Below are 26,672 nucleotides of genomic sequence, written 5' to 3' on the forward strand. Positions count from 1 at the left end.
GGCAGCGCCGGGCACGGGACGCCGGGTCGGGACGAGGTGGCGCCGGGCGGGGGTTCCGCGGCGTCAGCCGCCGACGGTCTCCTCGGCGCCGATCCGTACACCGCGTGCCCAGTCGGCCGCACGCATCGGCTTCTTGCCCTGGGCCTGCACCCACAGCAGTTCCACGGCGTGCGAGCCGGTGCCGACGTACACGTTGTTCTTGCCCGCGGCCAGCCGGCCGGGCGTGAGATCCGCACGGTCGGGGGCGGGCGTGACCTGGACGAGCTTGAGCCGCTCGCCCCGGAAGGTGGTCCAGGCACCGGGCGCGGGAGTGCAGCCGCGCACGATGCGGTCGACGCGCAGGGCCGGGGCGCTCCAGTCGACGTGGGCGTCCTCCACCGAGACCTTCGGGGCGAGGGTGATCCCGTCGGTGGGCTGCGGTACGGCCTTCAGGGCACCGTCCTCGATGCCGTCCATGGTCGCGGCGAGCAGTCCGGCGCCGGCGAAGGCGAGCCGGGTGAGCAGGTCACCACTGGTGTCGGTGGGGCGGATCCCCTCGGTGACGGTGCCGTAGACCGGCCCCGAGTCGAGTCCTTCCTCGATGAGGAAGGTGGAAGCGCCGGTGATCTCGTCACCCGCCATGATCGCGTGCTGCACGGGCGCCGCCCCGCGCCAGGCGGGCAGCAGCGAGAAGTGCAGGTTGACCCAGCCACGGTCCGGGATGTCGAGGGCGGCCCGGGGCAGCAGGGCGCCGTAGGCCACGACGGGGCAGCAGTCGGGGGCGATCTCGCGCAGCCGCTCGAGGAACTCGGGGTCCCGTGGCTTCACGGGCCTGAGCACTTCGATCCCGGCCTCCTGCGCCCGCTCGGCGACCGGAGAGGCGACCAGCCTGCGGCCCCGCCCGGCCGGCGCGTCGGGCCGGGTGACGACGGCGGCCACCTCGTGGCGCTCCGAGGCGAGAAGAGCCTCCAGGGCGGGAACGGCGACCTCGGGGGTGCCGGCGAAGACGAGCTTCATGGGGTGGATCGGGCCTCTCGGGCGGGGACGTTGCGGGCAGCACACCAGTCTATGGGGGGGACGGCCGAGGGCGTACGGGCGGCGTACGGACGGCACGCGGGCGGAGGTTCGGACGCGGCGGGGGCGGCGGTTCGGACGCGGCACGGACGCGGCGGGGGCGGCGGTTCGGACGCGGCACGGACGCGGCACGGACGGCGGCACGGACGCGGCACGGACGCGGCACGGACGGCGGCACGGACGCGGCACGGACGGCGGCACGGACGGCACGCGGACGGCACGCGGACGGCACGCGGGCGGCACGCGGGCGGAGGTTCGGACGCGGCGGGGGCGGCGGCACGGACGCGGCACGGACGCGGCACGGACGGCGGCACGGACGCGGCACGGACGGCGGCACGGACGGCACGCGGGCGGCACGCGGGCGGCACGCGGGCGGAGGTTCGGACGCGGCGGGGGCGGCGGCACGGACGCGGCACGGACGGCGGCACGGGGAACGGGCCCGGGGACGGGCTCCGGATCAGGGCCTGATCCCGCGGTCACCCACAGGGGCGTGTGCGGGAATCGCCACGCCCCCAGCCCGTGACCCACGGAGCTGATCCGCGTTGGTCAAGAAAGAGTTGACCACACCGGGCCGCTCCGACGTGGCCCATTCCTTTCAACGCCGGTTCGAGAGGCTTGTTCATGGCCGACCACGCAACCCACGACGCCCAGGCTCGCGCCAGCCTGCACTTGCTGGTGCGGGACATCGAGCGGGTCCGCCGGCAGGTGGACGCACTGCGCACGCTCACCGCCCAGCTCGGCAACGTCTACCGCCCGCGCCGCTCCGGCCCCTCCACGGGCTTCGTCGTCTACGGACGCGCCCCCGCCCCGACGGTCCGTCTCGCCCAGGAACTGCGGGACAGCGTCGAGACCCTGGTCACCGCGGCCGTGGACTTCGACCGCTCGCTGGGCTTCTCGTGGGACGCGGTGGGCTCCGCGCTCGGCGTGACCAAGCAGGCGGTCCACCGTCGTTACGGCGCCCGCCGTGCCGCGGCCGCCCAGAACCAGGCCACGGAGACGGAGCACACCGCCGAGCCGTCGGAAACGCGCGCGGTCAACGTGGGTGCGGGGGTCACCGGTGTGCCGACGGTTCCCGCCGCCCGTTCCATGCCGACCCAGCCGACGGCCGGCAGTTCGTCCCTCCGCGACGACCCGCGCCCCACGGCCTTCCCCGGCCCCACCACCTTCCCGGGCCCCCGCAGCGGCTGACCGCCCGCCCTCAGCCCTTCCGGACACGACCGCACCCCGGGAGGGCAGCACCGCTTGCTCGCCCCGGCCGTTCCCCGACCCGTGCTCCTCAGCCGATGTCGGGCGGGTCGATCCGTACCCACACGGGTTCGTCGCCGGCGCGGGCCGTGCGGGCCGCCTGGGCGGACTTCAGGGCGGCGGTCAGCGCGGCGCCCCTGCCCGGGGGCACCCGGATCAGGGCCCGCTCCCAGTGGTCCCCGGGCGGCGGGCCACCGGGCCGCCGCGGGCGGCCCACGGGGGTGACGGGCAGCGGGACGGGCCCCAGTACCTCCGCCTCCCCGGGAAGTCCGGTCGCGCGGAGAAACCCGGCCACGGCCTCCCCCGGCCCGGAGACCGCCGCCATCCTCGACACCGGCGGGAAGCCCAGTTCGGCCCTCTCCCCCAGCTCCCGTACCGCGTGTCCGACGGGGTCCCACCGCACCAGCGCCTGCACGGGCCGCAGGGTCGGCTCGGCGACCACCACGACCGTGCCGCCCTCCGTCTGCGGACGCACCAGCGCCGCCGCGCCGATCCAGCGGCGCAGCGCGTCCTCCCCGGCCCGCAGATCGGGCCGGCTCAGCATCGCCCAGCCGTCCAGCAGCAGCGCCGCCGCGTATCCGCCCTCGGCGACCGGCTCGGCCCCCGGCGTGCTCACCACCAGCGCGGGCCCGGCCGGCACCGTGTCCAGCACATGCTCGCGCCCGGAAGTGCGCACCGGCACCGCGGGGAAGGCCCGGCCCAGCTCCTCGGCGGTCCGGCGCGCTCCCACCACCTGGGCCCGCAGCCGGAACCCGCCGCACTCCGGGCAGTGCCAGCCGCTCTCCTCGCGCCGCCCGCACCAGCCGCACCTCAGATCGCCGGCGCCGGGTGCCTCCATCGGCCCCGAGCAGTGCCGGCACCGCGCCGGGGTACGGCAGCCCGCACACGCCATCCGCGGGACATAGCCGCGCCGGGGCACCTGCACGAGCACCGGCCCCTGCCGCAGCCCCTCCCTGACGGCCTGCCAGGCGAGCGACGGCAGCCGGGCGGCGCGGGCTGCCTCGTCCCGAGCGAGATCCCCGTCCCCGACGGTCCGTACCAGCGGGGCGGTGGCCCGTACCCGGTCCCTTCCGGGGGCCAGGGGCCCGGCCCAGCCGGTCTCCACCAGCTGGGCGGCCTCCACCGTGCAGCTCCAGTTGCCCAGCAGGAAACCGCACTTGTCCTGTGCCGCCCGCAGCAGCAGCACCTCACGCGCGTGCGGCTGGGGGGCGTGCTGCTCACTGTGGCTGTCGTCGCCGTCGTCCCAGAGCGCGACCAGCCCGAGGTCCTGGACGGGCGCGAACATCGCCGCCCGGGTACCGATCACGGCGCGCACGGAGCCGCGGCGCACGGCGAGCCACTGCGCGTACCGCTTCTCGGGCCCGGCGTCGGCGGTCAGCACCGCGTGCCGCCCCTTGCCCAGAAGTTCGGTGAGCGCGGCGTCGACGCGGGCGACGGTCCGTCCGTCCGGCAGGACGACGAGGGCGCCGCGGCCGGAGGCCAGCGTCGCCGCGACCGCGCGGGCCAGTTCCTCGCTCCAGAGCGGTCCGGGCAGCGCGTTCCACACGGCGCGCGGAGCGCCGCCGGTGGCCAGCGACCGGAGGAAGGCCGGTCCTTGCTCGTAGCGGCCCCAGGAGCCCGGCTCGGGTGCCGGGGGCGGGGGCGCCGGGTCGGGCGAGGGCCGCCGCTCGGCGCGTGCGCTGCGCGGCGGTACGGCGAGCTGGAGCACGTCGGCGAGGCTGCCCGCGTACCGGTCGGCGACCGCCCGGGCCAGCCCCAGCAGTTCCTCGCTCAGGACCGGCTCGGGCGAGACCACCTGGGCGAGGGCGGCCAGCGGCCCCGCGTAGTCGGACTCGGCGAGCCGCTCGATCAGGAACCCGTCGATGAGCCCGCCGCCCTCGCGGCGCCCCTCACGCACCCGGTGCCGGCCGGCCCCGAACCGCACCCGCACCCGCACGCCCGGCTGCGCGTCGGCGTCGAGTTCCTCGGGCACGGCGTAGTCGAAGTACCGGTCGAGATGCAGTGCGCCCTTGTCGACGAGGACGCGCGCGACCGGCAGGTGCCCGGCGAGCGCGGCGCCCCGCCAGGTCCGCGGCTTGGCCCGGGGTGTGCCGGCCTTGCGCACGGTCTCCCGGATGAGCGCGAGCTGTTCGGGCGGCGCGCCCCGCGCACCGCCGTCCGTCTGTCCGCTCCCGCCGTTCTCGCTGCTCACGCCTGCATTCCTACCAAACACGACTGACACCCGGCCGACGGCGGCCACGGCTCGCCCCGCGCCGTACGCCCCGGGGGCGCCGCGCGCACGCCGAGGCCCGGCGCCCCTGGAGGAGCACCGGGCCTCGGTGAAGGCGCCGGAGTGTGGACTACAGTCCCGCCGCCTTGCGCAGCGCGTCCACGCGGTCGGTGCGCTCCCAGGTGAAGTCGGGCAGCTCACGGCCGAAGTGGCCGTAGGCGGCGGTCTGGGAGTAGATCGGGCGGAGCAGATTCAGGTCACGGATGATGGCGGCCGGACGGAGGTCGAACACGTCATCGATCGCCCGCTCGATCAGCTCGGTGTCGACCTTGGCGGTGCCGAAGGTCTCCACGAACAGACCCACCGGCTCGGCCTTGCCGATGGCGTACGCCACCTGGACCTCGCAGCGGGAGGCCAGGCCGGCCGCGACCACGTTCTTGGCGACCCAGCGCATCGCGTACGCCGCCGAGCGGTCCACCTTGGACGGGTCCTTGCCGGAGAAGGCGCCGCCGCCGTGCCGGGCCATGCCGCCGTACGTGTCGATGATGATCTTGCGGCCGGTGAGACCCGCGTCGCCCATCGGGCCACCGATCTCGAAGCGGCCGGTGGGGTTGACCAGCAGACGGTACTTCTCGGTGTCCAGCTTGATGCCCTCGTCCAGCAGCGCCCTCAGCTCCGGCTCCACGACGAACTCGCGGATGTCGGGGGCGAGCAGCGACTCGAGGTCGATGTCGGAGGCGTGCTGCGAGGAGACCACGACCGTGTCGAGACGGACGGCCTTGTCGCCGTCGTACTCGATGGTGACCTGGGTCTTTCCGTCCGGGCGCAGGTAGGGGATGGTGCCGTTCTTGCGCACCTCGGACAGGCGCTTGGACAGACGGTGCGCGAGGAAGACCGGCAGCGGCATCAGTGTCGGCGTCTCGTCCGTCGCGTAACCGAACATCAGGCCCTGGTCACCGGCGCCCTGTCGGTCCAGCTCGTCCTCTTCCTCACCTGCGGCGGCACCCCCGACCCGGCTCTCGTACGCCGTGTCGACGCCCTGGGCGATGTCCGGGGACTGGGAGCCGATGGACACCGACACGCCGCAGGAGGCACCGTCGAAGCCCTTCTTCGAGGAGTCGTAACCGATCTCCAGGATCTTGTCGCGCACCAGCTGCGGGATCGGCGCGTAGGCCTTGGTCGTGACCTCGCCGGCCACATGCACCAGGCCGGTGGTGATGAGGGTCTCGACGGCGACGCGGGAATGGGGGTCCTCGCGGAGCAGCGCGTCGAGGATGGTGTCGCTGATCTGGTCAGCGATCTTGTCGGGGTGACCCTCGGTCACGGACTCCGAGGTGAACAGACGACGGGACACAACGCTCCCTGTGGTTGCAGCGGCTGCTGGCTGATCATTGGCGGACGGCAGGGGCTGCACCGCACACCGTCCGTGAAACAGTTTATCGGTCGCGCTTCGTCACGGGTTCCCCTGTCTCGCCTCTCGGGAACCCCCATGACCTGCGGCATGGGCATTCTGCCCATGCCAGGGCGTGTTGGCCAGAGGCGCCACGCCCCGACGGCGAGGTTCAGTGGTCCTTGCGGACCCGGACCCCGCCGCGAATCTTTCAGCCCAGGCGTGCGGCCACCAGGTCCCAGACGGCATCCGCCAGGGCTTCCTTGGGACCGTGCGCCACGGGCGTCTCGCTGCCGTCGGCGCCCAGCACCACGGCCTCGTTCTCCTCGGAGCCGAACGTCCTGCGCTCGCCGACCTCGTTGACCACGAGCAGATCGCAGCCCTTGCGCTTCAGCTTGGCGCGTCCGTTGGCGAGCACGTCGTCCGTCTCCGCGGCGAAACCGACGACCACCTGTCCGGGGCGGGCCCGGTCGGCGGAGATCTCGGCGAGGACGTCCGGGTTGCGCACCAGGGCGACGGGCTCGGGTTCCCGGCCGTCCTGCTTCTTGATCTTCCCGGCCGCGTACGCCGCGGGGCGGAAGTCGGCGACCGCGGCGGCCATGACCACCGCGTCGGCGTCGGCGGCGGCCCGGAGCACTTCCTCGCGCAGTTGCACGGCGGTCCCGACGGGGACGACGTCCACCCCCGCCGGGTCGGGCAGCGCGGCGTTGGCGGCGATCAGGGTGACCCGTGCGCCCCGCGCGGCGGCGGTCCGGGCGAGGGCGTAGCCCTGTTTGCCGGAGGAGCGGTTGCCGAGGAAGCGGACGGGGTCGAGGGGCTCCCGGGTGCCGCCGGCGCTGACCACGACGTGCCGGCCCCGCAGGTCGGGCTCGGTGACGCCCCGGGCCAGTACCCGGCGGCAGACCTCGAAGATCTCGCCCGGGTCGGGCAGCCGGCCCTTGCCGGTGTCGACGCCGGTGAGCCGGCCCACCGCCGGTTCGACGACGACGGCACCGCGCCGGCGCAGGGTCGCCACGTTTTCCTGCGTGGCCGGGTGCTCCCACATCTCGGTGTGCATGGCGGGGGCGAAGACCACGGGGCAGCGGGCGGTGAGCAGGGTGTTGGTGAGGAGGTCGTCGGCCAGCCCGTGCGCCGCCTTCGCCAGCATGTCCGCGGTGGCCGGGGCGACCACGACCAGGTCGGCGTGCTGCCCGATGCGGACGTGCGGTACCTCGTGGACGTCGTCCCACACCTCGGTCGAGACCGGGTGGCCGGAGAGCGCCGACCAGGTGGCGGCGCCGACGAAGTGCAGCGCGGAGGCGGTGGGGACGACGTGGACGTCGTGCCCCGACTCCGTCAGCCGCCTGAGCAGCTCACAGGCCTTGTACGCGGCGATGCCGCCGCTGACGCCCAGAACGACCTTCGGCTTGTCCACGTCTCTCCCGTTCTCTTCCCGGAATATCGGCCCGGTGCGCGCCGGGGACGGCCCCGCACCCCCACCACACCACAGGCCCGGCAGACGTGCTGCCGGGCCTGTGGAAAACTCGACCGAGAGTCACTGATATGACTTTCGGCACCGTGCTGCTTACCGAACTGCGACTTACTGAACGGGGCCTTCGATGGCCTCGGAGGTCAGCAGTCCCGCGTTGATCTCGCGCAGGGCGATCGAGAGCGGCTTCTCGTGGACGTGGGTGTCGACGAGGGGACCGACGTATTCGAGGAGACCCTCGCCGAGCTGCGAGTAGTACGCGTTGATCTGGCGAGCCCGCTTGGCCGCGTAGATCACGAGGCTGTACTTCGAGTCCGTGGCCTCGAGAAGCTCGTCGATCGGCGGGTTGATGATGCCCTCGGGCGTGGAGATGGAAGAGGACACGCTCTACCTTCCGATGGATGGGAAAGAATCGGTCTGCATGACCGCTGAATGACCGTTGAGGAAACGCTGACGGTCACACGACATTCATCAAGGCTAGCAGCTCGCGGGCCACGGACTCGACGGAGGTGTTGACCAGGGTCGTATCGAACTCCGGCTCGGCCGCCAACTCGATCTTCGCGGCCTCCAGCCGGCGTTCGACCACCTCGGGCGACTCGGTGCCCCGCCCGGTGAGCCGGCGCACCAGTTCCTCCCAGGAGGGAGGGGCCAGGAAGACCAGCTGGGCCTCGGCCATGGACTCGCGGACCTGACGGGCACCCTGGAGGTCGATCTCCAGGAGGACGGGCAGGCCCGACTCCAGGTGCTCGAGCACCGCCGCACGCGGTGTGCCGTAGCGGTTGCCGGCGAACTCGGCCCACTCGAGCAGTTCACCGTTGGCGATCAGCTTGTCCATCTCGTCGTCGGTGACGAAGAAATAGTGGACTCCGTCCCGCTCACCGGGGCGCGGCTTGCGGGTCGTCGCCGAGACCGAGAGCCAGACCTCGGGGTGCGCCTTGCGCATATGCGCGACGACCGTGCTCTTGCCGACCCCCGAGGGGCCGGAGAGCACGGTCAGCCGCGGACGTACGTCCGGGGGTACGGGGGTTGTCCCCCGGGGTGTTGCAGCCATACGGCGATTATTCCAGCAATCCCGGTGTGCCCGGGACTCAGGAGCCGGTACTGCCGAACTCACGCTCCAGGGAGGCGATCTGGTTCGAGCCGAGACCACGCACACGGCGGCTCTCGGAGATACCCAGTCGCTCCATGATCTGCTTGGCGCGGACCTTGCCCACGCCCGGCAGGGACTCGAGCAGGGCGGAGACCTTCATCTTGCCGATGACGTCGTTCTCCTGACCCTGCTTGATGACCTCCTGCAGGGATGCGCCGGAGTGCTTGAGTCGATTCTTGACCTCGGCCCGCTCCCGGCGAGCCGCGGCGGCCTTTTCGAGCGCGGCTGCGCGCTGTTCAGGGGTAAGGGGCGGAAGAGCCACGCCTGCGTCACCTCGGATGTCGAACTGTCGGATACGGACCGGTGAGGAACCTAGTCGCCCCACACCAGGGGAGCCACGAGCAACACGCTTGCCCGTTCACTCTCCGTCGGAGACTAGCGGCCATCTCCGCCTGAGTCAGCGAGAACAGCGGAAAACTCCAGGTCAGGATTGATGATGGCGGACATTTAAGGGCATAGCGACCGAGTTTTTTTGTCGTACACGCTCCCGGCGCGCTCCTTCTTCCCTCGTCAAAGGCTCACACCGCCGCCACGGCCGCCCTGATCTCCTCCGCGAATCGCTCCGCGGCGTCACGCAGCGCGACCGTGTCGGCACCGTGAAGCAACACTCCCCGGCTGACGTTCGGCACGACGTTGCGCATCGCCGGGCCGAAGACCGCCGGGAGGTCCGCCGCCGTGGCTCCCTGGGCTCCGATGCCGGGCGCGAGCAGCGGACCGTTGATGTCCAGATCGTACGACGACAGGTCGCCGAGCGTCGCGCCGACGACCGCTCCGAAGGACCCCAGGGGCGTCTCCCCCGCGTTCTCGGCGGCCAGGTGCCCGAGCATGGTCGCGCCCACGCTGCGCCCGTCGGCCCGTACCGCGTGCTGCACCTCGCCGCCCTCCGGGTTGGAGGTCAGTGCCAGGACGAACAGTCCCGTGCCGCTCTCGCGGGCCAGCTTCACCGCCGGGCCCAGCGAGCCGTAGCCGAGGTACGGGGAGACGGTCAGCGCGTCCGAGAACAGCGGGGAGTCCGGGTGCAGGAAGGACTCGGCGTAGGCGGCCATGGTGGAGCCGATGTCGCCGCGTTTGGCGTCCATGACGACCAGCGCCCCGGCCGCCCGTGCCTGGGCGACCGACGTCTCCAGCACCGCGATGCCGCGCGAGCCGAAGCGCTCGAAGAACGCGCTCTGCGGCTTGAGCACGGCGACCCGGTCCGCGACCGCCTCGACGACCGTGCGGCTGAACCGCTCCAGGCCGGCCACGTCGTCGTTCAGGCCCCACTCGGCGAGCAGGGCGGGGTGCGGGTCGATGCCGACGCACAGCGGGCCGCGCGCGTCCATGGCCCGGCGCAGACGCGCGCCGAAGGGTTCCGGTCCACTCATGCCGTTGTCCTCACGTCGGCGCCCACCGCGTCGGTGAGCGTGGCGTACGGGCTGGTGCGCAGACGCGCGGCGAGCCCCTTGTGGAGGGTGCGGGCCCAGAAGGGGCCCTCGTAGACGAACGCGCTGTAGCCCTGGACCAGGGTGGCGCCGGCCAGGATGCGCTGCCAGGCGTCCTCGGCGTTCTCGATGCCCCCGACGCCGACCAGGGTGATCCGGTCGCCCACGCGCGCGTACAGGCGGCTCAGCACCTGGAGGGAGCGTGCCTTCAGGGGCGCGCCGGACAGGCCGCCGGTCTCCTGGACGGCGGCGGGGCCGGAGCGCAGACCGAGCCCCGCGCGCGCGATGGTGGTGTTCGTGGCGATGATCCCGTCCAGACCGAGCTCCACCGCCAGGTCGGCGACCGCGTCGATGTCCTCGTCGGCGAGGTCCGGGGCGATCTTCACCAGCAGCGGCACCCGGCGGGCGGGGACGGCGCGGTCGGCGGCCTCGCGGACGGCGGTGAGCAGCGGGCGCAGATGGCCGACGGCCTGGAGGTCGCGCAGGCCGGGGGTGTTCGGCGAGGAGACGTTGACCACCAGGTAGTCGGCGTACGGCGCCAGCCGCTCGGCGGACTTCACGTAGTCGCCGACGGCCTCGTCCTCGGGTACGGCCTTGGTCTTGCCGATGTTGACGCCGACGACCGTCCTGAAGACGGGCGTGCGGGAGGCCAGGCGGGCGGCGACGGCCAGCGAGCCCTCGTTGTTGAAGCCCATGCGGTTGATCAGCGCGCGGTCCGCCACCAGCCGGAACAGCCGCTTCTTCGGGTTGCCGGGCTGCGGCTCGCCGGTCACCGTGCCGATCTCGACGTGGTCGAAGCCGAGCATCGCCATGCCGTCGACGCCGACGGCGTTCTTGTCGAAGCCGGCGGCGAGCCCGAAGGGGCTGTGCAGACGCAGGCCGAGGGCCTCGGTGCGCAGTTCCCTGTGGCGGGGCGCGAGCGCGGCGGCGACGAAGGTGCGCAGACCGGGGACGCGCGCGACGAGTCGGATCCAGCGGAAGGCGAGGTGATGGGCCCGCTCCGGATCCATCCGCCGGAACACCAGATGGAAGAAGTACTTGTACATGCCTGTGTCCTCGTGAAGGGCCTGAAGGGCCTCGTGAAGAGGGGGACACCGTTTCCGGTGTCCCCCTCCGGGCCGTCAGTCGCGGGCCGCTGTCAGGTGCTGCGCGTGTTCCTGGAGTGAGCGGACGCCGACCTCGCCGCGGTTGAGGGCGTCGATGCCCTGGACCGCGGCGGCGAGCGCCTGGACCGTCGTCAGGCACGGCACGGACCGTGCCACGGCGGCCGTACGGATGTCGTAGCCGTCGAGGCGGCCGCCGGTGCCGTACGGCGTGTTGACGATGAGGTCGACCTCGCCGTCGTGGATCAGCTGGACGATGGTCTTCTCGCCGTTCGGGCCGGTGCCCTCGGACTGCTTGCGCACGACGGTGGCGTTGATGCCGTTGCGCTTGAGGACCTCGGCGGTGCCGGAGGTGGCGAGCAGGTCGAAGCCGTGGGCGACGAGCTCGCGCGCGGGGAAGATCATCGAGCGCTTGTCGCGGTTGGCGACCGAGATGAAGGCGCGGCCCTTGGTGGGCAGCGGGCCGTAGGCGCCCGCCTGCGACTTGGCGTACGCGGTGCCGAACGCGGAGTCGATGCCCATGACCTCACCGGTGGAGCGCATCTCCGGGCCGAGGACCGTGTCGACGCCGCGGCCGTGGATGTCACGGAAGCGCGACCACGGCAGCACTGCCTCCTTGACGGAGATCGGCGCGTCGAGCGGGAGGTCGCCGCCGTCGCCCCGGGCCGGGAGCAGGCCCTCCGCGCGGAGCCCGGCGACGGTCGCGCCGAGCGAGATCCGGGCGGCCGCCTTGGCCAGCGGCACCGCCGTCGCCTTCGAGGTGAAGGGGACGGTGCGCGAGGCGCGCGGGTTGGCCTCCAGGACGTAGAGGACGTCGCCGGACAGCGCGAACTGGATGTTGATCAGGCCGCGCACCCCGACGCCGCGCGCGATGGCCTCCGTGGAGGCGCGCAGCCGCTTGATGTCGTGGCCGCCCAGGGTGATCGGGGGCAGGGCGCACGCCGAGTCGCCGGAGTGGATGCCGGCCTCCTCGATGTGCTCCATGACGCCGCCGAGGTAGAGCTCCTCGCCGTCGTAGAGCGCGTCGACGTCGATCTCGATGGCGTCGTCGAGGAACCGGTCGACCAGCACCGGCCGGGAGGGGCTGATCTCGGTCGATTCGGCGATGTAGGACTCGAGGCGGGTCTCGTCGTAGACGATCTCCATGCCGCGGCCGCCGAGCACGTAGGACGGGCGGACGAGGACCGGGTAGCCGATCTCGTCGGCGATGGCCCTGGCCTCGGTGAAGGTGGTGGCGGTGCCGTGCTTGGGGGCCGGCAGGCCGGCCTCCGCGAGGACCCGGCCGAAGGCGCCCCGGTCCTCGGCCGCGTGGATGGCCTCGGGAGGCGTGCCGACGACCGGTACTCCGTTGTCCTTGAGTGCCTGGGAGAGGCCCAGCGGGGTCTGGCCGCCGAGCTGGACGATCACGCCCGCGACCGGGCCGGCCTGCTGCTCGGCGTGGACGATCTCCAGGACGTCCTCCAGGGTGAGCGGCTCGAAGTACAGCCGGTCGGAGGTGTCGTAGTCGGTGGAGACGGTCTCCGGGTTGCAGTTGACCATCACGGTCTCGTACCCGGCGTCGCTCAGTGCGAAGGAGGCGTGGACGCAGGAGTAGTCGAACTCGATGCCCTGGCCGATGCGGTTCGGGCCGGAGCCCAGGATGATCACCGCGGGCTTCTCACGCGGGGCGACCTCGGTCTCCTCGTCGTAGGAGGAGTAGAAGTACGGCGTGTTCGCGGCGAACTCGGCGGCGCAGGTGTCGACCGTCTTGTAGACCGGGCGGATGCCGAGGGCGTGCCGGACCTCGCGGACGACGTCCTCGCGCAGGCCGCGGATCTCGGCGACCTGCTGGTCGGAGAAGCCGTGCCGCTTGGCTTCGGCGAGCAGGCCGGCGGTCAGCTCGGGCGCCTCGGACAGCTCGTCGGCGATCTCCTTGATGAGGAAGAGCTGGTCGACGAACCAGGGGTCGATCTTGGTGTGCTCGAAGACCTCTTCGGGCGTGGCGCCCGCGCGGATGGCCTGCATGACGGAGTTGATGCGGCCGTCGGTCGGGCGGACGGCCTCGCGCAGGAGTTCGGCCTTGTCGCCGGGCTCGCCGACGAAGGTGAAGTGGCTGCCCTTCTTCTCCAGCGAGCGCAGCGCCTTCTGGAACGCCTCGGTGAAGTTGCGGCCGATGGCCATGGCCTCGCCGACCGACTTCATGGTGGTGGTGAGGGTGGAGTCGGCGCTCGGGAACTTCTCGAAGGCGAACCGCGGGGCCTTGACGACCACGTAGTCCAGGGTCGGCTCGAAGGAGGCCGGAGTCACCCGCGTGATGTCGTTGGGGATCTCGTCGAGGGTGTAGCCGACGGCGAGCTTGGCGGCGATCTTGGCGATCGGGAAACCGGTCGCCTTGGAGGCCAGCGCCGAGGACCGTGACACGCGCGGGTTCATCTCGATGACGATGATGCGCCCGTCCTCGGGGTTCACCGCGAACTGGATGTTGCAGCCGCCGGTGTCGACCCCGACCTCGCGGATGACGGCGATGCCGATGTCGCGCAGGGTCTGGTACTCGCGGTCGGTCAGCGTCATCGCGGGCGCGACGGTGATGGAGTCGCCGGTGTGCACGCCCATGGGGTCGAAGTTCTCGATGGAGCAGACGACGACCACGTTGTCGTGCTTGTCGCGCATCAGTTCCAGCTCGTACTCCTTCCAGCCGAGGATGGACTCCTCGAGGAGCACCTCGGTGGTCGGCGAGAGGGTGAGGCCCTGTCCGGCGATGCGGCGCAGTTCGTCCTCGTCGTGGGCGAAGCCGGAGCCGGCGCCGCCCATGGTGAAGGAGGGCCGGACCACGACCGGGTAGCCGCCGAGCTCGTCGACGCCGGCCACGACCTCGTCCATGGTGTGGCAGATGACCGAGCGGGCGGACTCGCCGTGCCCGGTCTTGCGGCGGACCTCCTCCACGACGCCCTTGAACAGTTCGCGGTCCTCGCCCTTGTTGATGGCCTCCACGTTGGCGCCGATCAGCTCGACGCCGTACTTCTCCAGGACGCCGTTCTCGTGCATCGAGATCGCGGTGTTGAGGGCCGTCTGGCCGCCCAGGGTGGGCAGCAGGACGTCCGGCCGCTCCTTGGCGATGATCTTCTCGACGAACTCGGGGGTGATGGGCTCGACGTAGGTGGCGTCGGCGATCTCCGGGTCGGTCATGATCGTCGCCGGGTTGGAGTTGACCAGGATCACTCGAAGGCCCTCGGCCCTCAGGACCCGGCACGCCTGGGTGCCGGAGTAGTCGAACTCGGCGGCCTGGCCGATGACGATCGGGCCGGAGCCGATGACCAGGACGGACTGGATATCGGTGCGCTTAGGCACGCTGGCCCTCCATCAGAGAAACGAAGCGGTCGAACAGGTAGGCGGCGTCGTGCGGGCCCGCCGCCGCTTCCGGGTGGTACTGGACACTGAAGGCCGGCTTGTCGAGCAGCCGGAGCCCTTCCACCACGTTGTCGTTGAGGCAGACGTGGGACACCTCGGCGCGGCCGAACGGGGTGTCGGAGACCTGGTCGAGGGGGGCGTCGACGGCGAAGCCGTGGTTGTGCGTGGTGATCTCGACCTTGCCGGTCGTACGGTCCTGGACCGGCTGGTTGATGCCGCGGTGGCCGTACTTGAGCTTGTAGGTGCCGAAGCCGAGGGCGCGGCCGAGGATCTGGTTGCCGAAGCAGATGCCGAACAGCGGGGTGCCGCGCTCCAGGACGGCCCGCATCACGGAGACGGGGTGGTCGGCGGTGGCGGGGTCGCCGGGTCCGTTGGAGAAGAACACTCCGTCGGGCTCCACGGCGTAGACGTCGTCCACGGTGGCGGCGGCGGGCAGGACGTGCACCTCGATGCCGCGCTGGGCCATGCGCTGCGCGGTCATGCCCTTGATGCCGAGGTCGACGGCGGCGACCGTGAACCTCTTCTCGCCGACCGCCGGGACGACGTAGGGCTCGCTGGTGGCGACCTCGGCCGCGAGGTCGGCGCCCTTCATCGGGGGGACTTCCCGGACGCGGGCCAGCAGGGTGGCGTCGTCCGCCGCGGTGCCACCACTGAAGATGCCGACGCGCATGGCGCCCCGCTCGCGCAGGTGGCGGGTGAGCGCGCGGGTGTCGATGCCGCTGATGCCGACGATGCCCTGGGCGGCGAGTTCCTCGTCCAGGGCGCGGCGGGAGCGCCAGTTGGACGGCACGCGCGCGGGGTCGCGCACGACGTAGCCGGCGACCCAGATCCGCCGGGACTCGGGGTCGTCGTCGTTGACGCCGGTGTTGCCGACGTGCGGAGCGGTCATGACCACGACCTGGCGGTGGTAGGACGGGTCGGTGAGGGTCTCCTGGTAGCCGGTCATGCCGGTGGAGAACACGGCTTCGCCGAAGGTCTCCCCCACTGCCCCGTAGGCACGGCCGCGGAAGATCCGGCCGTCCTCGAGGACGAGTACGGCGGGAGTCCTGGCGGCTCCCTTGGTGGAGGTCGTCATCGTGCGCCTTCCGTTTCCGTCTTGTTGATCATGTTGTTCAGGTTCTCGACCCATGCGGTGTGCTCGGCCGCGTGGTCCGAGCGGAAGCCGGAGTCGATCAGCTTGTCGCCGTGCGCCCAGGTCACAACGAGCAGACCGCCCTCGGTGAGGACCTTGCCGGCGATGCCCTTGTCGAGCCGGGCCCCGCGCAGCGCGGCGACGGGGACGAAGAAATCGCTCGCGCCGGGGCGTACGACGTCCAGTCCCGCGTCCGTCAGGGTGAGCTCGGCCCGGCTGCGGGTACCCAGGCCGTGCGCCACGATGCGGTCCAGCCACTGCCCGGCGGTAGTGGAGCCGTGGTAGCGGCCGCTCATCGTCAGTTTCGCCGCACCCGGCGATTCCGGCACAGTGGGCAGCTCGGGCAGGTCGCCCTGGAGGGTGCCGCGCCACTTCCAGCCCTCGCGCATCAGCCAGTAGACGAGCGCGACGAAGAGGGCGAGTCCGACGACCCAGCCGATCCGGGCGGCCCAGTCGGTCACTTCCGCCGATCTCTTCTCGGCGGCCAGCAGGATTACAGGTGTCACGTGAGCTTCCCGTCGATGAGCGTGGCCGTGCCCCGGAGCCAGGTGTGCGTGACACGGCCCGGCAGCGCGCGGCCCTCGTACGGGGTGTTGCGGCTGCGCGAGGCGAAGCCCGCGGGGTCCACGGAACCACGGTATGCCGTGTCGACGAGTGTGAGGTTGGCCGGTTCACCCGCCGAGACGGGGCGGCCGTGGCCTTCGGCCCGTCCGATGCGCGCGGGTGTGAAGGACATCCGGTCGGCGACGCCGGCCCAGTCCAGCAGGCCCGTGTCCACCATGGTCTCCTGGACCACGGACAGCGCGGTCTCCAGGCCGACCATTCCCATGGCCGCGGCGGCCCACTCGCAGTCCTTGTCCTCGTGCGGGTGCGGGGCGTGGTCGGTGGCGACGATGTCGATGGTGCCGTCGGCGAGCGCCTCGCGCAGTGCCATGACGTCCCGCTCGGTGCGCAGCGGCGGGTTGACCTTGTAGACCGGGTTGTACGACCGGACCAGCTCGTCGGTGAGCAGGAGGTGGTGCGGGGTGACCTCGGCGGTGACGTCGATGCCGCGGGACTTGGCCCAGCGGACGATCTCGACGCTGCCCGCGGTCGACAGGTGGCAGATGTGGACGCGGGAGCCGACGTGCTCGGCGAGCAGCACGTCCCGGGCGATGATCGACTCCTCGGCGACGGCCGGCCAGCCGCCCAGGCCCAGCTCGGCGGAGACGACGCCCTCGTTCATCTGGGCGCCCTCGGTCAGCCGGGGCTCCTGCGCGTGCTGGGCGACGACGCCGTCGAAGGCCTTCACGTACTCCAGGGCGCGCCGCATGATCACGGCGTCGTGGACGCACTTGCCGTCGTCGGAGAAGACGGTGACGCCGGCCGCGGACTCGTGCATGGCGCCCAGTTCGGCGAGCGTGCTGCCCTCCAGGCCGACGGTGACGGCGCCCACGGGCCGTACGTCGCAGTAGCCGTGTTCCTTGCCGAGCCGCCAGACCTGCTCGACGACGCCGGCGGTGTCGGCGACGGGGAAGGTGTTGGCCATGGCGAACACGGCGGTGTAGCCGCCGCTCGCCGCCGCGCGGGTGCCGGTCAGCACGGTCTCGGAGTCCTCGCGGCCGGGCTCGCGCAGATGGGTGTGCAGGTCGACCAGGCCGGGCAGCAGCACCTTGCCGTCCGCCTCGACGACGGTCACCTCCTGCGCGTCTCCGGTACGACCGGCGTCCTCGGCGCTCAGCCCGGTGCCGACGGCCACGACGGTCCCGCCGTCGATCAGCACGTCCTGCGGGTCGCCGCCGAGCACCTTCGCACCGCGGATCAGGGTCTTGCTCATCGTGTTACTTCTCCTCCGTGGTGCGGACGGCGTGGGTGAGGGCGGGTTCGTTGCCCCCGAGCAGCAGGTACAGGACGGCCATCCGGATGGAGACCCCGTTGGTGACCTGTTCGACGACGGTGCAGCGCTCGGAGTCGGCCACCTCGGCGGTGATCTCCATGCCCCGGACCATGGGGCCGGGGTGCATCACGATCGCGTGTTCGGGCATCCGTCGCATGCGCTCGCCGTCGAGGCCGTAGCGCCGTGAGTACTCGCGCTCGGTCGGGAAGAACGCGGCCTTCATCCGCTCGCGCTGCACGCGCAGCATCATCACGGCGTCGGACTTGGGCAGGGTGCGGTCGAGGTCGTAGGAGACCTCGCAGGGCCAGGCCTCGACGCCGACCGGCAGCAGCGTCGGCGGGGCGACGAGGGTGACCTCGGCGCCCAGGGTGTGCAGCAGGTCGACGTTGGAGCGGGCGACCCTGCTGTGCAGGACGTCGCCGACCAGCGTGATGCGCCGGCCGGCGAGGTCCTGGCCGATCCCGGTGTCCCGGCCGACGAGCCGGCGCCGCATGGTGAAGGCGTCGAGCAGGGCCTGGGTGGGGTGCTGGTGGGTGCCGTCGCCGGCGTTGATGACGTGCGCGTCGATCCAGCCGGAGGTGGCCAGCCGGTACGGGGCTCCGGAGGCACCGTGCCGGATGACGACGGCGTCGACGCCCATGGCCTCCAGGGTCTGGGCGGTGTCCTTGAGCGACTCGCCCTTGGAGACGCTGGACCCCTTGGCGGTGAAGTTGATGACGTCCGCGGACAGCCGCTTCTCGGCGGCCTCGAAGGAGATCCGGGTCCGGGTGGAGTCCTCGAAGAAGAGGTTGACGACGGTCCGGCCGCGCAGGGTCGGCAGTTTCTTGATCGGCCGGTCGGCGACCCGGGCCATCTCCTCGGCGGTGTCGAGGATCAGGACGGCGTCGTCGCGGGTGAGGTCGGCGGCCGAGATGAGATGACGCTGCATCTTTCAGGCTCCGTAAGACAGTTCATTCGGAAGAACGGGAGAATCCGGGCAGCGCGGGGCGTGACGGCGCACCGGACCGGCGCGCGTGGGTGCCGCGCGCCCGGATCGCTACGGGGAGGGCTGCTTGGCGCCGAGCAGCACGGTGTCGCGACCGTCCTCCTCGGCGAGCAGGACCTTGACCGTCTCCCGCAACGACGTGGGGAGGTTCTTGCCGACGTAGTCGGCGCGGATGGGCAGTTCGCGGTGGCCGCGGTCGACGAGGACGGCGAGCTGCACCGCGCGCGGGCGCCCGATGTCGTTCAGCGCGTCGAGGGCGGCACGGATGGTACGCCCGGAGAAGAGCACGTCGTCGACGAGGACGACCAGCCGGCCGTCGATGCCGTCGCCGGGGATCTCGGTGCGGGCCAGCGTGCGCGGCGGGTGCATGCGCAGGTCGTCGCGGTACATGGTGATGTCGAGCGAGCCGACCGGGACCTTGCGCTCGGTGACCTGCTCGAGCTTGGCGGCGAGCCGCTGGGCGAGGAAGACGCCCCGGGTCGGGATGCCGAGGAGCACCACGTCGTCGGCGCCCTTGGCGCGCTCGACGATCTCGTGGGCGATGCGGGTCAGTACCCGCGCGATGTCGGGGCCTTCGAGAACGGGCCGCGCGTCGGAGTGCGTGTCCATGTGAACGGACCTCCTTCTCCGCCTCACGGGACGGACCTTAAAGGACGTCGGGATTACGGCGGCCACGCTACCAGGTGGGGAGCGACACCCCCGATTCCCCCTCCCGCCACCGCCGGCCACTCCATCGGCGCAACGGTCCGCGCCGGCTCCGGAAGAGTCGGTGTGGACCGTTCGGCTTGACGGGCGAGAGTAACTCTGCGTAACCTCACAGTGAGTTACCAGCCGCGCGGCCCGGAAATCATGCCGGTCGCGTCGACACAGTGCCCGGGAGCTATATGTCCAGCGAATACGCCAAACAACTCGGGGCCAAGCTCCGCGCGATCCGCACCCAGCAGGGCCTTTCCCTCCACGGTGTCGAGGAGAAGTCCCAGGGCCGCTGGAAGGCGGTCGTGGTCGGTTCGTACGAGCGCGGCGACCGCGCAGTGACCGTGCAGCGTCTTGCCGAACTGGCGGACTTCTACGGCGTTCCGGTGCAGGAACTGCTTCCCGGTACCACCCCGGGTGGCGCCGCCGAGCCGCCGCCGAAGCTTGTCCTCGACCTGGAGCGGCTGGCCACGGTGCCGCCGGAGAAGGCCGGTCCGTTGCAGCGGTACGCGGCGACGATCCAGTCCCAGCGCGGCGACTACAACGGCAAGGTGCTCTCGATCCGCCAGGACGACCTGCGCACGCTCGCCGTGATCTACGACCAGTCGCCCTCGGTCCTCACCGAGCAGCTGATCAGCTGGGGCGTACTGGATCCGGACGCGCGTCGCGCGGTCGCCTCGCACGACGAGGGCTGACCGCACCACCGCCCGAGCAGAAACGTACCGCCGGGGTGGCCCGACCTGCAGAGGTCGGGCCACCCCGGCGGTGTTCGTTCCGCGTTCGTTCCGCGGGCCGAGGAACAGGTCAGGGGGCGGCCGGGGGGAGCCCCGGACACGCCGGAGGGCCCGCAGCCAGTCGTGCTGCGGGCCCTCCGGCGTGTCCGTGCCGGTCCGGGCCTGTACGGCCGGCCGGTGCCGGATCAGACCTCGTCGCGGCGGAGCGAGGGCTTGAGCTCCTTGAACCGGCCGAGGAGGCCGTTGACGAACGAGGGCGACTCGTCCGTGGAGAACTCCTTCGCCAGCTGCACCATCTCGTCGAGGACGACGGCGTCCGGGGTCTCGTCGACCCAGATCAGCTCGTACGCGCCGAGACGCAGGATGTTGCGGTCGACGACCGGCATGCGGTCCAGGGTCCAGCCGACCGAGTACTGGGAGATCAGCTCGTCGATGCGCGACGCGTGCTGCGCGTAGCCCTCGACCAGCTGCATCGTGTACTCGCTCACCGGCGGCTGCCGGGTGTCGGACCGGGAGTGCCGGACCCAGTCCGCCAGGACCGTCAGGACGTCGGCGCCGCGCTGGTCGCCCTCGAAGAGGATCTGGAAGGCGCGCTTGCGGGCCGTGTTGCGGGCAGCCACGGTTAGCTGTTCACCCGGCCGAGGTAGTCGCTCGTGCGGGTGTCGACCTTGATCTTCTCACCGGTGGTGATGAAGAGCGGGACCTGGATCTGGTGCCCGGTCTCCAGCGTGGCCGGCTTGGTGCCACCGGTGGAGCGGTCGCCCTGGACGCCCGGCTCGGTCTCGGCCACGGTCAGCTCGACGGCGGCCGAGAGCTCGACGAAGAGCACCTCTCCCTCGTGCTGCGCGACGGTGGCTTCGAAGCCCTCGACGAGGAAGTGGGCGGCGTCGCCGACGACCTTGCGGTCGATGTGCAGCTGGTCGTAGGTCTCCATGTCCATGAAGACGAAGTAGTCGCCGTCCATGTAGGAGAACTGCATGTCCCGCTTGTCGACGGTGGCGGTGTCGACCTTCACACCGGCGTTGAAGGTCTTGTCGACGGTCTTGCCGGAGAGCACGTTCTTGAGCTTGGTGCGCACGAAGGCCGGGCCCTTGCCGGGCTTGACGTGCTGGAACTCGACGACGGACCAGAGCTGGCCGCCTTCGAGCTTGAGCACCATGCCGTTCTTGAGGTCGTTCGTGGAAGCCACGTTGCGGAATCTCCTGGACTGACGTGAGACGACTCGGGGCCGGCACTCGGCGCGAAGCTAGAGCGCCAGCAGCTCCTTGGTCGTGATGGTGAGTAGCTCGGGTCCGCCGTCCGCCTCGGGGCGCACGACGAGCGTGTCATCGATCCGGACACCGCCCCGGCCCGGGAGGTGAACCCCTGGTTCGACGGTGACCGGCACACAAGCGTCCAGTTTACCCATGGTCCCGGGGGTCAGTTGAGGGTCCTCGTCGATTTCGAGTCCGACCCCGTGTCCGGTGAGCGCCGGAAGGGCCGCCGCGTACCCCGCGCTGTCCAGCACCTGGCGGGCCGCGCGGTCCACGTCACGGCAGGCGGCACCGGGTACGAGGGACTCCCGGCCGGCCCGCTGAGCGGTGAAGACAAGGTCGTACAACTCGATCTGCCAGTCCGCGGGAGCGGTGCCGATGACGAACGTACGGCCGATCTCGCAGCGGTACCCGCGGTAGGCGGCGCCGAGACAGACGGAGAGGAAGTCGCCCTCCTCCACCCGCCGGTCGGTGGGCCGGTGGCCGGGCCGCCCGGCGTTCGGGCCGGTGGCGACGGAGGTGGCGAAGGCGGGGCCGTCTGCGCCGTGGTCGACCAGGCGGCGCTCCAGTTCCAGCGCGAGATGCCGTTCGGTGCGGCCGACGAGGATGGATTCCAGCAGCTCGCCGAGGGCCTGGTCGGCGATCTCCGCACCGATACGCAGACAGGAGATCTCCTCCTCGTCCTTGACCACCCGGAGCTGTTCGACGGCGCCGCCGACATCGGCCAGGCGCAGCCCGGGGGCGACCGAGCGGAGGGCGCGGTGCCGGGTCACGGTGAGGTGGTGCTCCTCGACGGCGAGGGAGTCGGCGCCCCCGGCGGCAGCGAGCCCGGCGGCCTCGACGGCGGGATCACCGCCGGTGCCGGGCACGACGTGCACCCGCAGCTCCTCGTCGGGCCGGCTCTGCTCACCACGGTCGTCGGGCAGCCCGGCGCACACCAGGAAGTCCTCGGTCTGGCTCAGCAGCAGCACGGCGCCTTCGGGGGCGGGGCCCGCGAGATAGCGCACGTTGGCGGGCCGGGTGACCAGCGCCGCCGCGCTGCCCCCCGCGTTGCAGCATTCCCTCAGCCGCGTCCGGCGGAGCGCGTACACCTCAGACATGTCCCGAGCCTATGAGCGGTGGCCGAAAACCGCCGGTCGAGAGGTCCGAGTGGGCGGCGGCACCCGGCAGCGTCCCGGGACAGCGCGACGAGGTACCGGCGCCGGGCGACCCCGGGCGGGCTGCTGCGGCCGTGTCCGGCGGGCGGGAGCGGGAACGGGGAAGGAAGCGGGAACGGGGACGGAAGCGGGGATGGGGACGGAAGTGGGTGAGGACGCCCGCTACGGAACGGCCGGAGACCCGGCCACCCGCCCGATGGGGCCGTCACCGGCGGCGCCCGGAGACACCACCACGGTAAGACGGAGGGAGTTGGCCGAGCGGCCCTCAGAGCCTGTCCGGCAGGTCCAGCGGGCCCGGCCGGCGGGAACACACCGCGCCTGCCCACGGCAGGCGTGCGGGCGCTGCCGGTGGGCCCGGCAGCATCGCGTGGCTCACCAGGACGGAGGGCTGGCGATGGACCTGGCGAGGACGTCGTCCAGGACGTCGGCCGTTTCCGGTACGCCGAGCTGGGAGTTGTCGATGATCGGGAGGCCCGAGCCGTACCAGCCGGCCATACGGCCGTGGATGCGGGCGACCTCCTCGTCGCCGAGGCGGCGGTTGCCGGACCGCTCGGCGTTGCGTTCCAGGACGATGTCCAGACCGGGCAGCAGCACGACCGGCAGCAGGCCGGGCCCCACATGCCGTTTCCAGCCACCGAGGCCGACGACCGGACGGTCGGGGAAGACTGCGTCGTCGAGGATGCAGGAGATCCCGTTGGCGAGGAAATTGCGCGCGGCGAAGCCGCAGGTGCGGCGGGCCAGCCGGTACTGCGCCTCCGAGTGGTCGTTCCACCCGGTCTGCGGATCGGCGAAGCCGGACCGCACCCACTCCCGTACGTCGTCCAGGCTGATGTGCGCGGTCGGCACCCGGCGGTGCTCCGCCCAGTACTTGGCGACGCTGGTCTTCCCGGCGCCCGCGGGGCCTATGAGCAGGACCGCGAGGGTCGTGCCGGCCGGGTCGGCCGCCGCGAGGGCCTGCGGGGCACTGGGCATGGCGACGGGGCCGCCCGGCGGCAGCGGCACGTGCCCGGTGGTGTCCGGTGGCGGATGCGGGGACCGCGGGACGCCCATGGGCTGCGGCGCCGGTCCGGGGTAGCCGGGGGGCGGCGGTGGCGCGGGCACCGGGACGGGCCCCTGGTGCGCTCCCGGGGGGTGCCCTCCCGGATGATGTGCGGCCGGTGACCAGCCGTCGGCCGGTCCGTGCCCCGGTCGGTGGGGCGGCGGCAGCGGAGAACCCACTGCGTGCTGCATCCGGTGCCACTCCGTCTCGGTCTGCTGGGCTCGGTTCACTCGCCGCAGGCGACAAGCACTGATGGCAGGGTGGGTCCCCGCGCTCTCCGACAGCCTAGAGCGTCGGGGCGGCTGTTCGAACGGGTACCGCCCCTGCCGTTGTCCGATGAACGGCCGAAAATGGCCCTGAGTGCCCAACCTGCCGCGCCGATTGCCCGGCGGGGCAGTGGCTTGCCCCGCCGGGCACCGGTCTGCCGACGGGGGCGGGGTCCACGGGTGCTACTTCGCGACTTCTCCGTACGCGGCGAGCAGCACCGCCGGGTCCGGTCCCTCCAGCACGGTGGGCTTGGCGAGGCCGTCGAGGACGATGAAGCGCAGCAGGTCGCCGCGGGACTTCTTGTCGACCCTCATGTTCTCCAGCAGCCTGGGCCACTGGTCGTGGCGGTAGTACAGGGGCAGCCCGACCGATTCGAGGACGGCGCGGTGCCGGTCGGCGGTGGCGTCGTCCAGCCGGCCGGCGAGCCGGCCGAGTTCGGCGGCGAAGTGCATACCCACCGACACCGCCGCGCCGTGGCGCCACTTGTAGCGCTCGTTCTTCTCGATGGCGTGGCCGAGCGTGTGACCGTAGTTCAGGATCTCCCGGCGGCCCGCCTCCTTCAGATCGGAGGAGACGACGTCGGCCTTGACCCGGATCGAGCGCTCGATGAGCTCGGCGGTGTGCGGGCCGGCCGGGGTGCGGGCGGCCTGCGGATCGGCCTCGATGAGGTCGAGGATCACCGGGTCGGCGATGAAGCCGGCCTTGATGACCTCCGCCAGCCCGGAGACGTAGTCGTTGGTCTGGAGGGAATCCAGGGCGGCGAGGTCGCACAGCACACCGACGGGCGGGTGGAAGGCGCCCACGAGGTTCTTGCCCTCGGCGGTGTTGATGCCGGTCTTGCCCCCGACGGCCGCGTCGACCATGGCCAGCACCGTGGTCGGCACCGCGATCCAGCGCACCCCGCGCAGCCAGGTGGCGGCCACGAACCCGGCCAGGTCGGTGCTGGCGCCGCCGCCCACGCCGACGATGACGTCGGTACGGGTGAATCCGGACTGGCCGAGCGCCTTCCAGCAGTAGGCGGCGACCTCGGCGGTCTTGGCCTCCTCCGCGTTCGGCACCTGGATGGCGACGGCCTCGTAGCCCTGCTCGGCGAGATCGGCGCGGAGCGCCTCGCCGGTCTCGGCCAGGGCCTCGGGGTGCACGACCGCGACCCGCTTGGCGGCGGTCCCGATCAGCCCGCCGAGCTCGCCCAGGAGCTGCCGGCCCACCAGGACCTCGTACGGGTCGGTGCCCGCGGTGCCGCCGACCTGAATCCTTGTCACCTGGTCTGTCACAACGTCCTCCGGCCGGGGGTCCGGGGGTTGTCCCCGGGGGATACGGTCTTCATCTCCAGTGCGTCCAGGGCGGAGCGGGTGACCTCTTCCGGCGTGCGGCCGTCCGTGGCCACGACGACCGTGGCCACCTCCTCGTACAGAGGGCGCCGGGCCTCCATCAGCTCGCGCCACTGCTTGCGCGGATTGACGGCGAGCAGCGGCCGGGCGACGTTGAGGCCGGTGCGCCTGGCCGCCTCCTCGACGTCCATCGACAGGTAGACGACCCGCTGCCCGGCGAGCAGCGCGCGCGTGTCGGCGTCGAGGACGGCGCCGCCGCCCAGGGCCAGGACACCCTCGTGTTCGGCGAGCGCGGTGCGCACAGCCTGCTTCTCGAGCGCGCGGAAGGCGGACTCGCCCTCGTCCACGAAGATCTCGGCGACGCTGCGGCCCGTCCCGGCGACGATGTCGTCGTCGGTGTCCCGGTAGCCGACGCCCAGGTGCTCGGCCAGCAGTTGCCCGACGGTGGACTTGCCGACGCCCATCGGGCCGACCAGCACGATCAGCGCAGTCACCGGATGGCCAGGTTCTCGAGGTAGGACGTCACGTTGCGGCGGGTCTCGGGAACGCTGTCGCCGCCGAACTTCTCCGCGACCGCGTCCGCGAGGACCAGGGCGACCATGGCCTCGGCGACGATGCCGGCCGCCGGCACGGCGCACACGTCGGAGCGCTGGTGGTGGGCGGCGGTCTCCTCGCCGGTGACGACGTCCACGGTCTTCAGCGCCCGCGGCACGGTCGCGATCGGCTTCATCGCCGCCCGGACCCGCAGCAGCTCACCGGTGCTCAGACCGCCCTCGGTGCCGCCGGAGCGGCCCGAGGAGCGCCTGATGCCGTCGTCGGTGGCGACGATCTCGTCGTGCGCCCGGGAGCCGGGCACCCGTGCCAGGTCGAAGCCGTCGCCGACCTCCACTCCCTTGATCGCCTGGATGCCCATGAGTGCGGCGGCCAGCCGGGCGTCCAGGCGCCGGTCCCAGTGCACGTGCGAGCCGAGGCCGACCGGTACGCCGTAGGCCAGCACCTCGACGACTCCGCCGAGGGTGTCGCCGTCCCTGTGGGCCTGGTCGATCTCGGCGACCATCGCCTTCGACGCGTCCGCGTCCAGGCAGCGCACCGGGTCCTCGTCCAGCTTCTCCACGTCGGCCGGGGTCGGGTACACCCCGTAGGGGGCCTGGGCGGCCGCCAGCTCCACCACGTGGGAGACGATCTCGATGCCGGCCGTCTCCTTCAGGTACGAGCGGGCCACCGCGCCCAGTGCCACGCGGGCCGCGGTCTCGCGCGCGGAGGCCCGTTCCAGGATCGGACGGGCCTCGTCGAAGCCGTACTTCTGCATGCCGGCGAGGTCGGCGTGGCCGGGGCGCGGGCGGGTCAGCGGGGCGTTGCGGGCCAGGCCGGCCAGCACCTCGGGGTCGACCGGGTCGGCCGCCATGACCTGCTCCCACTTCGGCCACTCGGTGTTGCCCACCATCACCGCGACCGGGGAGCCCAGGGTGAGACCGTGCCGCACACCACCGAGGAAGGTGACCTCGTCCCGCTCGAACTTCATCCGGGCACCGCGGCCATAGCCCAGCCGCCGCCTCGCGAGATGGTCCGCCACCATGTCCGTGGTGATCGGCACGCCGGCGGGAAGACCCTCCAGCGTCGCGACGAGTGCGGGACCGTGGGACTCCCCCGCGGTCAGCCAGCGCAACCTGCTCAACGGTGCTCCTCCATGCTCGCGCCCGGTACTGCCCCGCGCACGCGGCGTCGCGTACGACTACGGCGCGACGGGGTGCGCGGCCCCGGCCCGCCACGTCCGATCCT

Annotated in this window: 24 protein-coding genes; 2 read left to right on the plus strand and 22 right to left on the minus strand. The window is 72.1% G+C overall.

Annotated elements, in window-relative coordinates; genetic code table 11:
* Positions 1-63 precede the first annotated feature (63 nt).
* Positions 64-996: a methionyl-tRNA formyltransferase gene (fmt, locus tag V4Y04_RS05340; RefSeq protein ID WP_332426142.1), complete on the minus strand. Its 933-nt coding sequence runs from the start codon at positions 994-996 to the stop codon at positions 64-66.
* 678 nt (positions 997-1,674) lie between these two features.
* Here fmt and V4Y04_RS05345 point away from each other — a divergent pair.
* Positions 1,675-2,241, plus strand: a complete 567-nt coding sequence (locus V4Y04_RS05345; protein ID WP_332426143.1) for a hypothetical protein — start codon at positions 1,675-1,677, stop codon at positions 2,239-2,241.
* A gap of 88 nt (positions 2,242-2,329) precedes the next feature.
* On the opposite strand, the gene V4Y04_RS05350 is transcribed toward V4Y04_RS05345, so the two are convergent.
* From V4Y04_RS05350 to pyrR, 14 genes are all read right to left on the minus strand, one after another.
* Positions 2,330-4,489, minus strand: coding sequence for a primosomal protein N' (locus V4Y04_RS05350; RefSeq protein ID WP_332426144.1), 2,160 nt, complete (start codon positions 4,487-4,489; stop codon positions 2,330-2,332).
* 148 nt (positions 4,490-4,637) lie between these two features.
* Positions 4,638-5,861, minus strand: coding sequence for a methionine adenosyltransferase (gene metK, locus V4Y04_RS05355; RefSeq protein ID WP_332426145.1), 1,224 nt, complete (start codon positions 5,859-5,861; stop codon positions 4,638-4,640).
* Between the two features lie 247 nt (positions 5,862-6,108).
* On the minus strand, positions 6,109-7,311 hold the full coding sequence (gene coaBC / locus V4Y04_RS05360; RefSeq protein WP_332426146.1) for a bifunctional phosphopantothenoylcysteine decarboxylase/phosphopantothenate--cysteine ligase CoaBC: 1,203 nt from the start codon (positions 7,309-7,311) through the stop codon (positions 6,109-6,111).
* Between the two features lie 165 nt (positions 7,312-7,476).
* On the minus strand, positions 7,477-7,749 hold the full coding sequence (gene rpoZ / locus V4Y04_RS05365; protein ID WP_055570801.1) for a DNA-directed RNA polymerase subunit omega: 273 nt from the start codon (positions 7,747-7,749) through the stop codon (positions 7,477-7,479).
* Between the two features lie 73 nt (positions 7,750-7,822).
* Positions 7,823-8,416, minus strand: a complete 594-nt coding sequence (gene gmk, locus V4Y04_RS05370; RefSeq protein WP_332426147.1) for a guanylate kinase — start codon at positions 8,414-8,416, stop codon at positions 7,823-7,825.
* A gap of 37 nt (positions 8,417-8,453) precedes the next feature.
* Positions 8,454-8,777 (minus strand): integration host factor, actinobacterial type, encoded by a 324-nt coding sequence (locus V4Y04_RS05375; RefSeq protein ID WP_234766072.1) that lies wholly within the window; start codon positions 8,775-8,777, stop codon positions 8,454-8,456.
* 256 nt (positions 8,778-9,033) lie between these two features.
* Complete coding sequence (pyrF, locus tag V4Y04_RS05380; protein ID WP_332426148.1) at positions 9,034-9,879, minus strand: orotidine-5'-phosphate decarboxylase; 846 nt, start codon at positions 9,877-9,879, stop codon at positions 9,034-9,036.
* Positions 9,876-10,982, minus strand: a complete 1,107-nt coding sequence (locus V4Y04_RS05385; protein WP_332426149.1) for a quinone-dependent dihydroorotate dehydrogenase — start codon at positions 10,980-10,982, stop codon at positions 9,876-9,878. Before V4Y04_RS05385 ends, pyrF begins: the two co-directional genes overlap by 4 nt.
* 75 nt (positions 10,983-11,057) lie before the next feature.
* Positions 11,058-14,366: a carbamoyl-phosphate synthase large subunit gene (gene carB, locus V4Y04_RS05390; protein WP_332426150.1), complete on the minus strand. Its 3,309-nt coding sequence runs from the start codon at positions 14,364-14,366 to the stop codon at positions 11,058-11,060.
* A complete protein-coding gene (gene carA, locus V4Y04_RS05395) occupies positions 14,359-15,501 on the minus strand; it encodes a glutamine-hydrolyzing carbamoyl-phosphate synthase small subunit (protein WP_332426151.1) in 1,143 nt (380 codons plus the stop codon). Before carA ends, carB begins: the two co-directional genes overlap by 8 nt.
* Entirely contained in the window at positions 15,498-16,064 is a 567-nt protein-coding gene (locus V4Y04_RS05400; protein ID WP_332426152.1) for a PH-like domain-containing protein, read from the minus strand. Before V4Y04_RS05400 ends, carA begins: the two co-directional genes overlap by 4 nt.
* Entirely contained in the window at positions 16,061-17,374 is a 1,314-nt protein-coding gene (locus tag V4Y04_RS05405; protein WP_332426153.1) for a dihydroorotase, read from the minus strand. The genes V4Y04_RS05400 and V4Y04_RS05405 overlap by 4 nt, the downstream gene beginning before the upstream one ends.
* A gap of 4 nt (positions 17,375-17,378) precedes the next feature.
* On the minus strand, positions 17,379-18,362 hold the full coding sequence (locus V4Y04_RS05410) for an aspartate carbamoyltransferase catalytic subunit (protein ID WP_332426154.1): 984 nt from the start codon (positions 18,360-18,362) through the stop codon (positions 17,379-17,381).
* Between the two features lie 108 nt (positions 18,363-18,470).
* Positions 18,471-19,028, minus strand: a complete 558-nt coding sequence (gene pyrR, locus V4Y04_RS05415) for a bifunctional pyr operon transcriptional regulator/uracil phosphoribosyltransferase PyrR (RefSeq protein ID WP_332426155.1) — start codon at positions 19,026-19,028, stop codon at positions 18,471-18,473.
* Between the two features lie 275 nt (positions 19,029-19,303).
* Between pyrR and bldD the strand changes: the two genes are divergently transcribed.
* A complete protein-coding gene (gene bldD / locus V4Y04_RS05420; RefSeq protein WP_055572227.1) occupies positions 19,304-19,807 on the plus strand; it encodes a transcriptional regulator BldD in 504 nt (167 codons plus the stop codon).
* A 224-nt stretch (positions 19,808-20,031) separates the two neighbouring features.
* Here bldD and nusB read toward each other — a convergent pair whose 3' ends face one another.
* From nusB to aroC, 7 genes are all read right to left on the minus strand, one after another.
* Positions 20,032-20,466, minus strand: a complete 435-nt coding sequence (nusB, locus tag V4Y04_RS05425; RefSeq protein ID WP_332426156.1) for a transcription antitermination factor NusB — start codon at positions 20,464-20,466, stop codon at positions 20,032-20,034.
* A gap of 2 nt (positions 20,467-20,468) precedes the next feature.
* Positions 20,469-21,035 (minus strand): elongation factor P, encoded by a 567-nt coding sequence (gene efp / locus V4Y04_RS05430; protein ID WP_055572225.1) that lies wholly within the window; start codon positions 21,033-21,035, stop codon positions 20,469-20,471.
* Between the two features lie 57 nt (positions 21,036-21,092).
* Positions 21,093-22,199, minus strand: coding sequence for an aminopeptidase P family protein (locus V4Y04_RS05435; protein WP_332426157.1), 1,107 nt, complete (start codon positions 22,197-22,199; stop codon positions 21,093-21,095).
* A gap of 429 nt (positions 22,200-22,628) precedes the next feature.
* A complete protein-coding gene (locus V4Y04_RS05440; protein ID WP_332426158.1) occupies positions 22,629-23,486 on the minus strand; it encodes a Pro-rich N-terminal domain-containing protein in 858 nt (285 codons plus the stop codon).
* A 258-nt stretch (positions 23,487-23,744) separates the two neighbouring features.
* Positions 23,745-24,836: a 3-dehydroquinate synthase gene (gene aroB / locus V4Y04_RS05445; protein WP_332426159.1), complete on the minus strand. Its 1,092-nt coding sequence runs from the start codon at positions 24,834-24,836 to the stop codon at positions 23,745-23,747.
* Positions 24,833-25,357 (minus strand): shikimate kinase, encoded by a 525-nt coding sequence (locus V4Y04_RS05450; protein ID WP_332432716.1) that lies wholly within the window; start codon positions 25,355-25,357, stop codon positions 24,833-24,835. Before V4Y04_RS05450 ends, aroB begins: the two co-directional genes overlap by 4 nt.
* Before the next feature lie 26 nt (positions 25,358-25,383).
* Positions 25,384-26,568 (minus strand): chorismate synthase, encoded by a 1,185-nt coding sequence (gene aroC / locus V4Y04_RS05455; RefSeq protein WP_332426160.1) that lies wholly within the window; start codon positions 26,566-26,568, stop codon positions 25,384-25,386.
* Positions 26,569-26,672 lie beyond the last annotated feature (104 nt).

This window comes from Streptomyces sp. P9-A2, assembly GCF_036634175.1.
In the GTDB taxonomy this organism is placed as follows: domain Bacteria; phylum Actinomycetota; class Actinomycetes; order Streptomycetales; family Streptomycetaceae; genus Streptomyces; species Streptomyces pratens.

Coding starts and splice junctions, on each gene's coding strand:
- fmt (WP_332426142.1), bottom strand. CDS start 996: ATGAAGCTCGTCTTCGCCGGCACCCCCGAGGTCGCCGTTCCCGCCCTG.
- V4Y04_RS05345 (WP_332426143.1), top strand. CDS start 1,675: ATGGCCGACCACGCAACCCACGACGCCCAGGCTCGCGCCAGCCTGCAC.
- gmk (WP_332426147.1), bottom strand. CDS start 8,416: ATGGCTGCAACACCCCGGGGGACAACCCCCGTACCCCCGGACGTACGT.
- pyrF (WP_332426148.1), bottom strand. CDS start 9,879: ATGAGTGGACCGGAACCCTTCGGCGCGCGTCTGCGCCGGGCCATGGAC.
- V4Y04_RS05385 (WP_332426149.1), bottom strand. CDS start 10,982: ATGTACAAGTACTTCTTCCATCTGGTGTTCCGGCGGATGGATCCGGAG.
- carA (WP_332426151.1), bottom strand. CDS start 15,501: ATGACGACCTCCACCAAGGGAGCCGCCAGGACTCCCGCCGTACTCGTC.
- V4Y04_RS05405 (WP_332426153.1), bottom strand. CDS start 17,374: ATGAGCAAGACCCTGATCCGCGGTGCGAAGGTGCTCGGCGGCGACCCG.
- V4Y04_RS05410 (WP_332426154.1), bottom strand. CDS start 18,362: ATGCAGCGTCATCTCATCTCGGCCGCCGACCTCACCCGCGACGACGCC.
- pyrR (WP_332426155.1), bottom strand. CDS start 19,028: ATGGACACGCACTCCGACGCGCGGCCCGTTCTCGAAGGCCCCGACATC.
- bldD (WP_055572227.1), top strand. CDS start 19,304: ATGTCCAGCGAATACGCCAAACAACTCGGGGCCAAGCTCCGCGCGATC.
- V4Y04_RS05435 (WP_332426157.1), bottom strand. CDS start 22,199: ATGTCTGAGGTGTACGCGCTCCGCCGGACGCGGCTGAGGGAATGCTGC.
- V4Y04_RS05440 (WP_332426158.1), bottom strand. CDS start 23,486: ATGCAGCACGCAGTGGGTTCTCCGCTGCCGCCGCCCCACCGACCGGGG.
- V4Y04_RS05450 (WP_332432716.1), bottom strand. CDS start 25,357: ATGGGCGTCGGCAAGTCCACCGTCGGGCAACTGCTGGCCGAGCACCTG.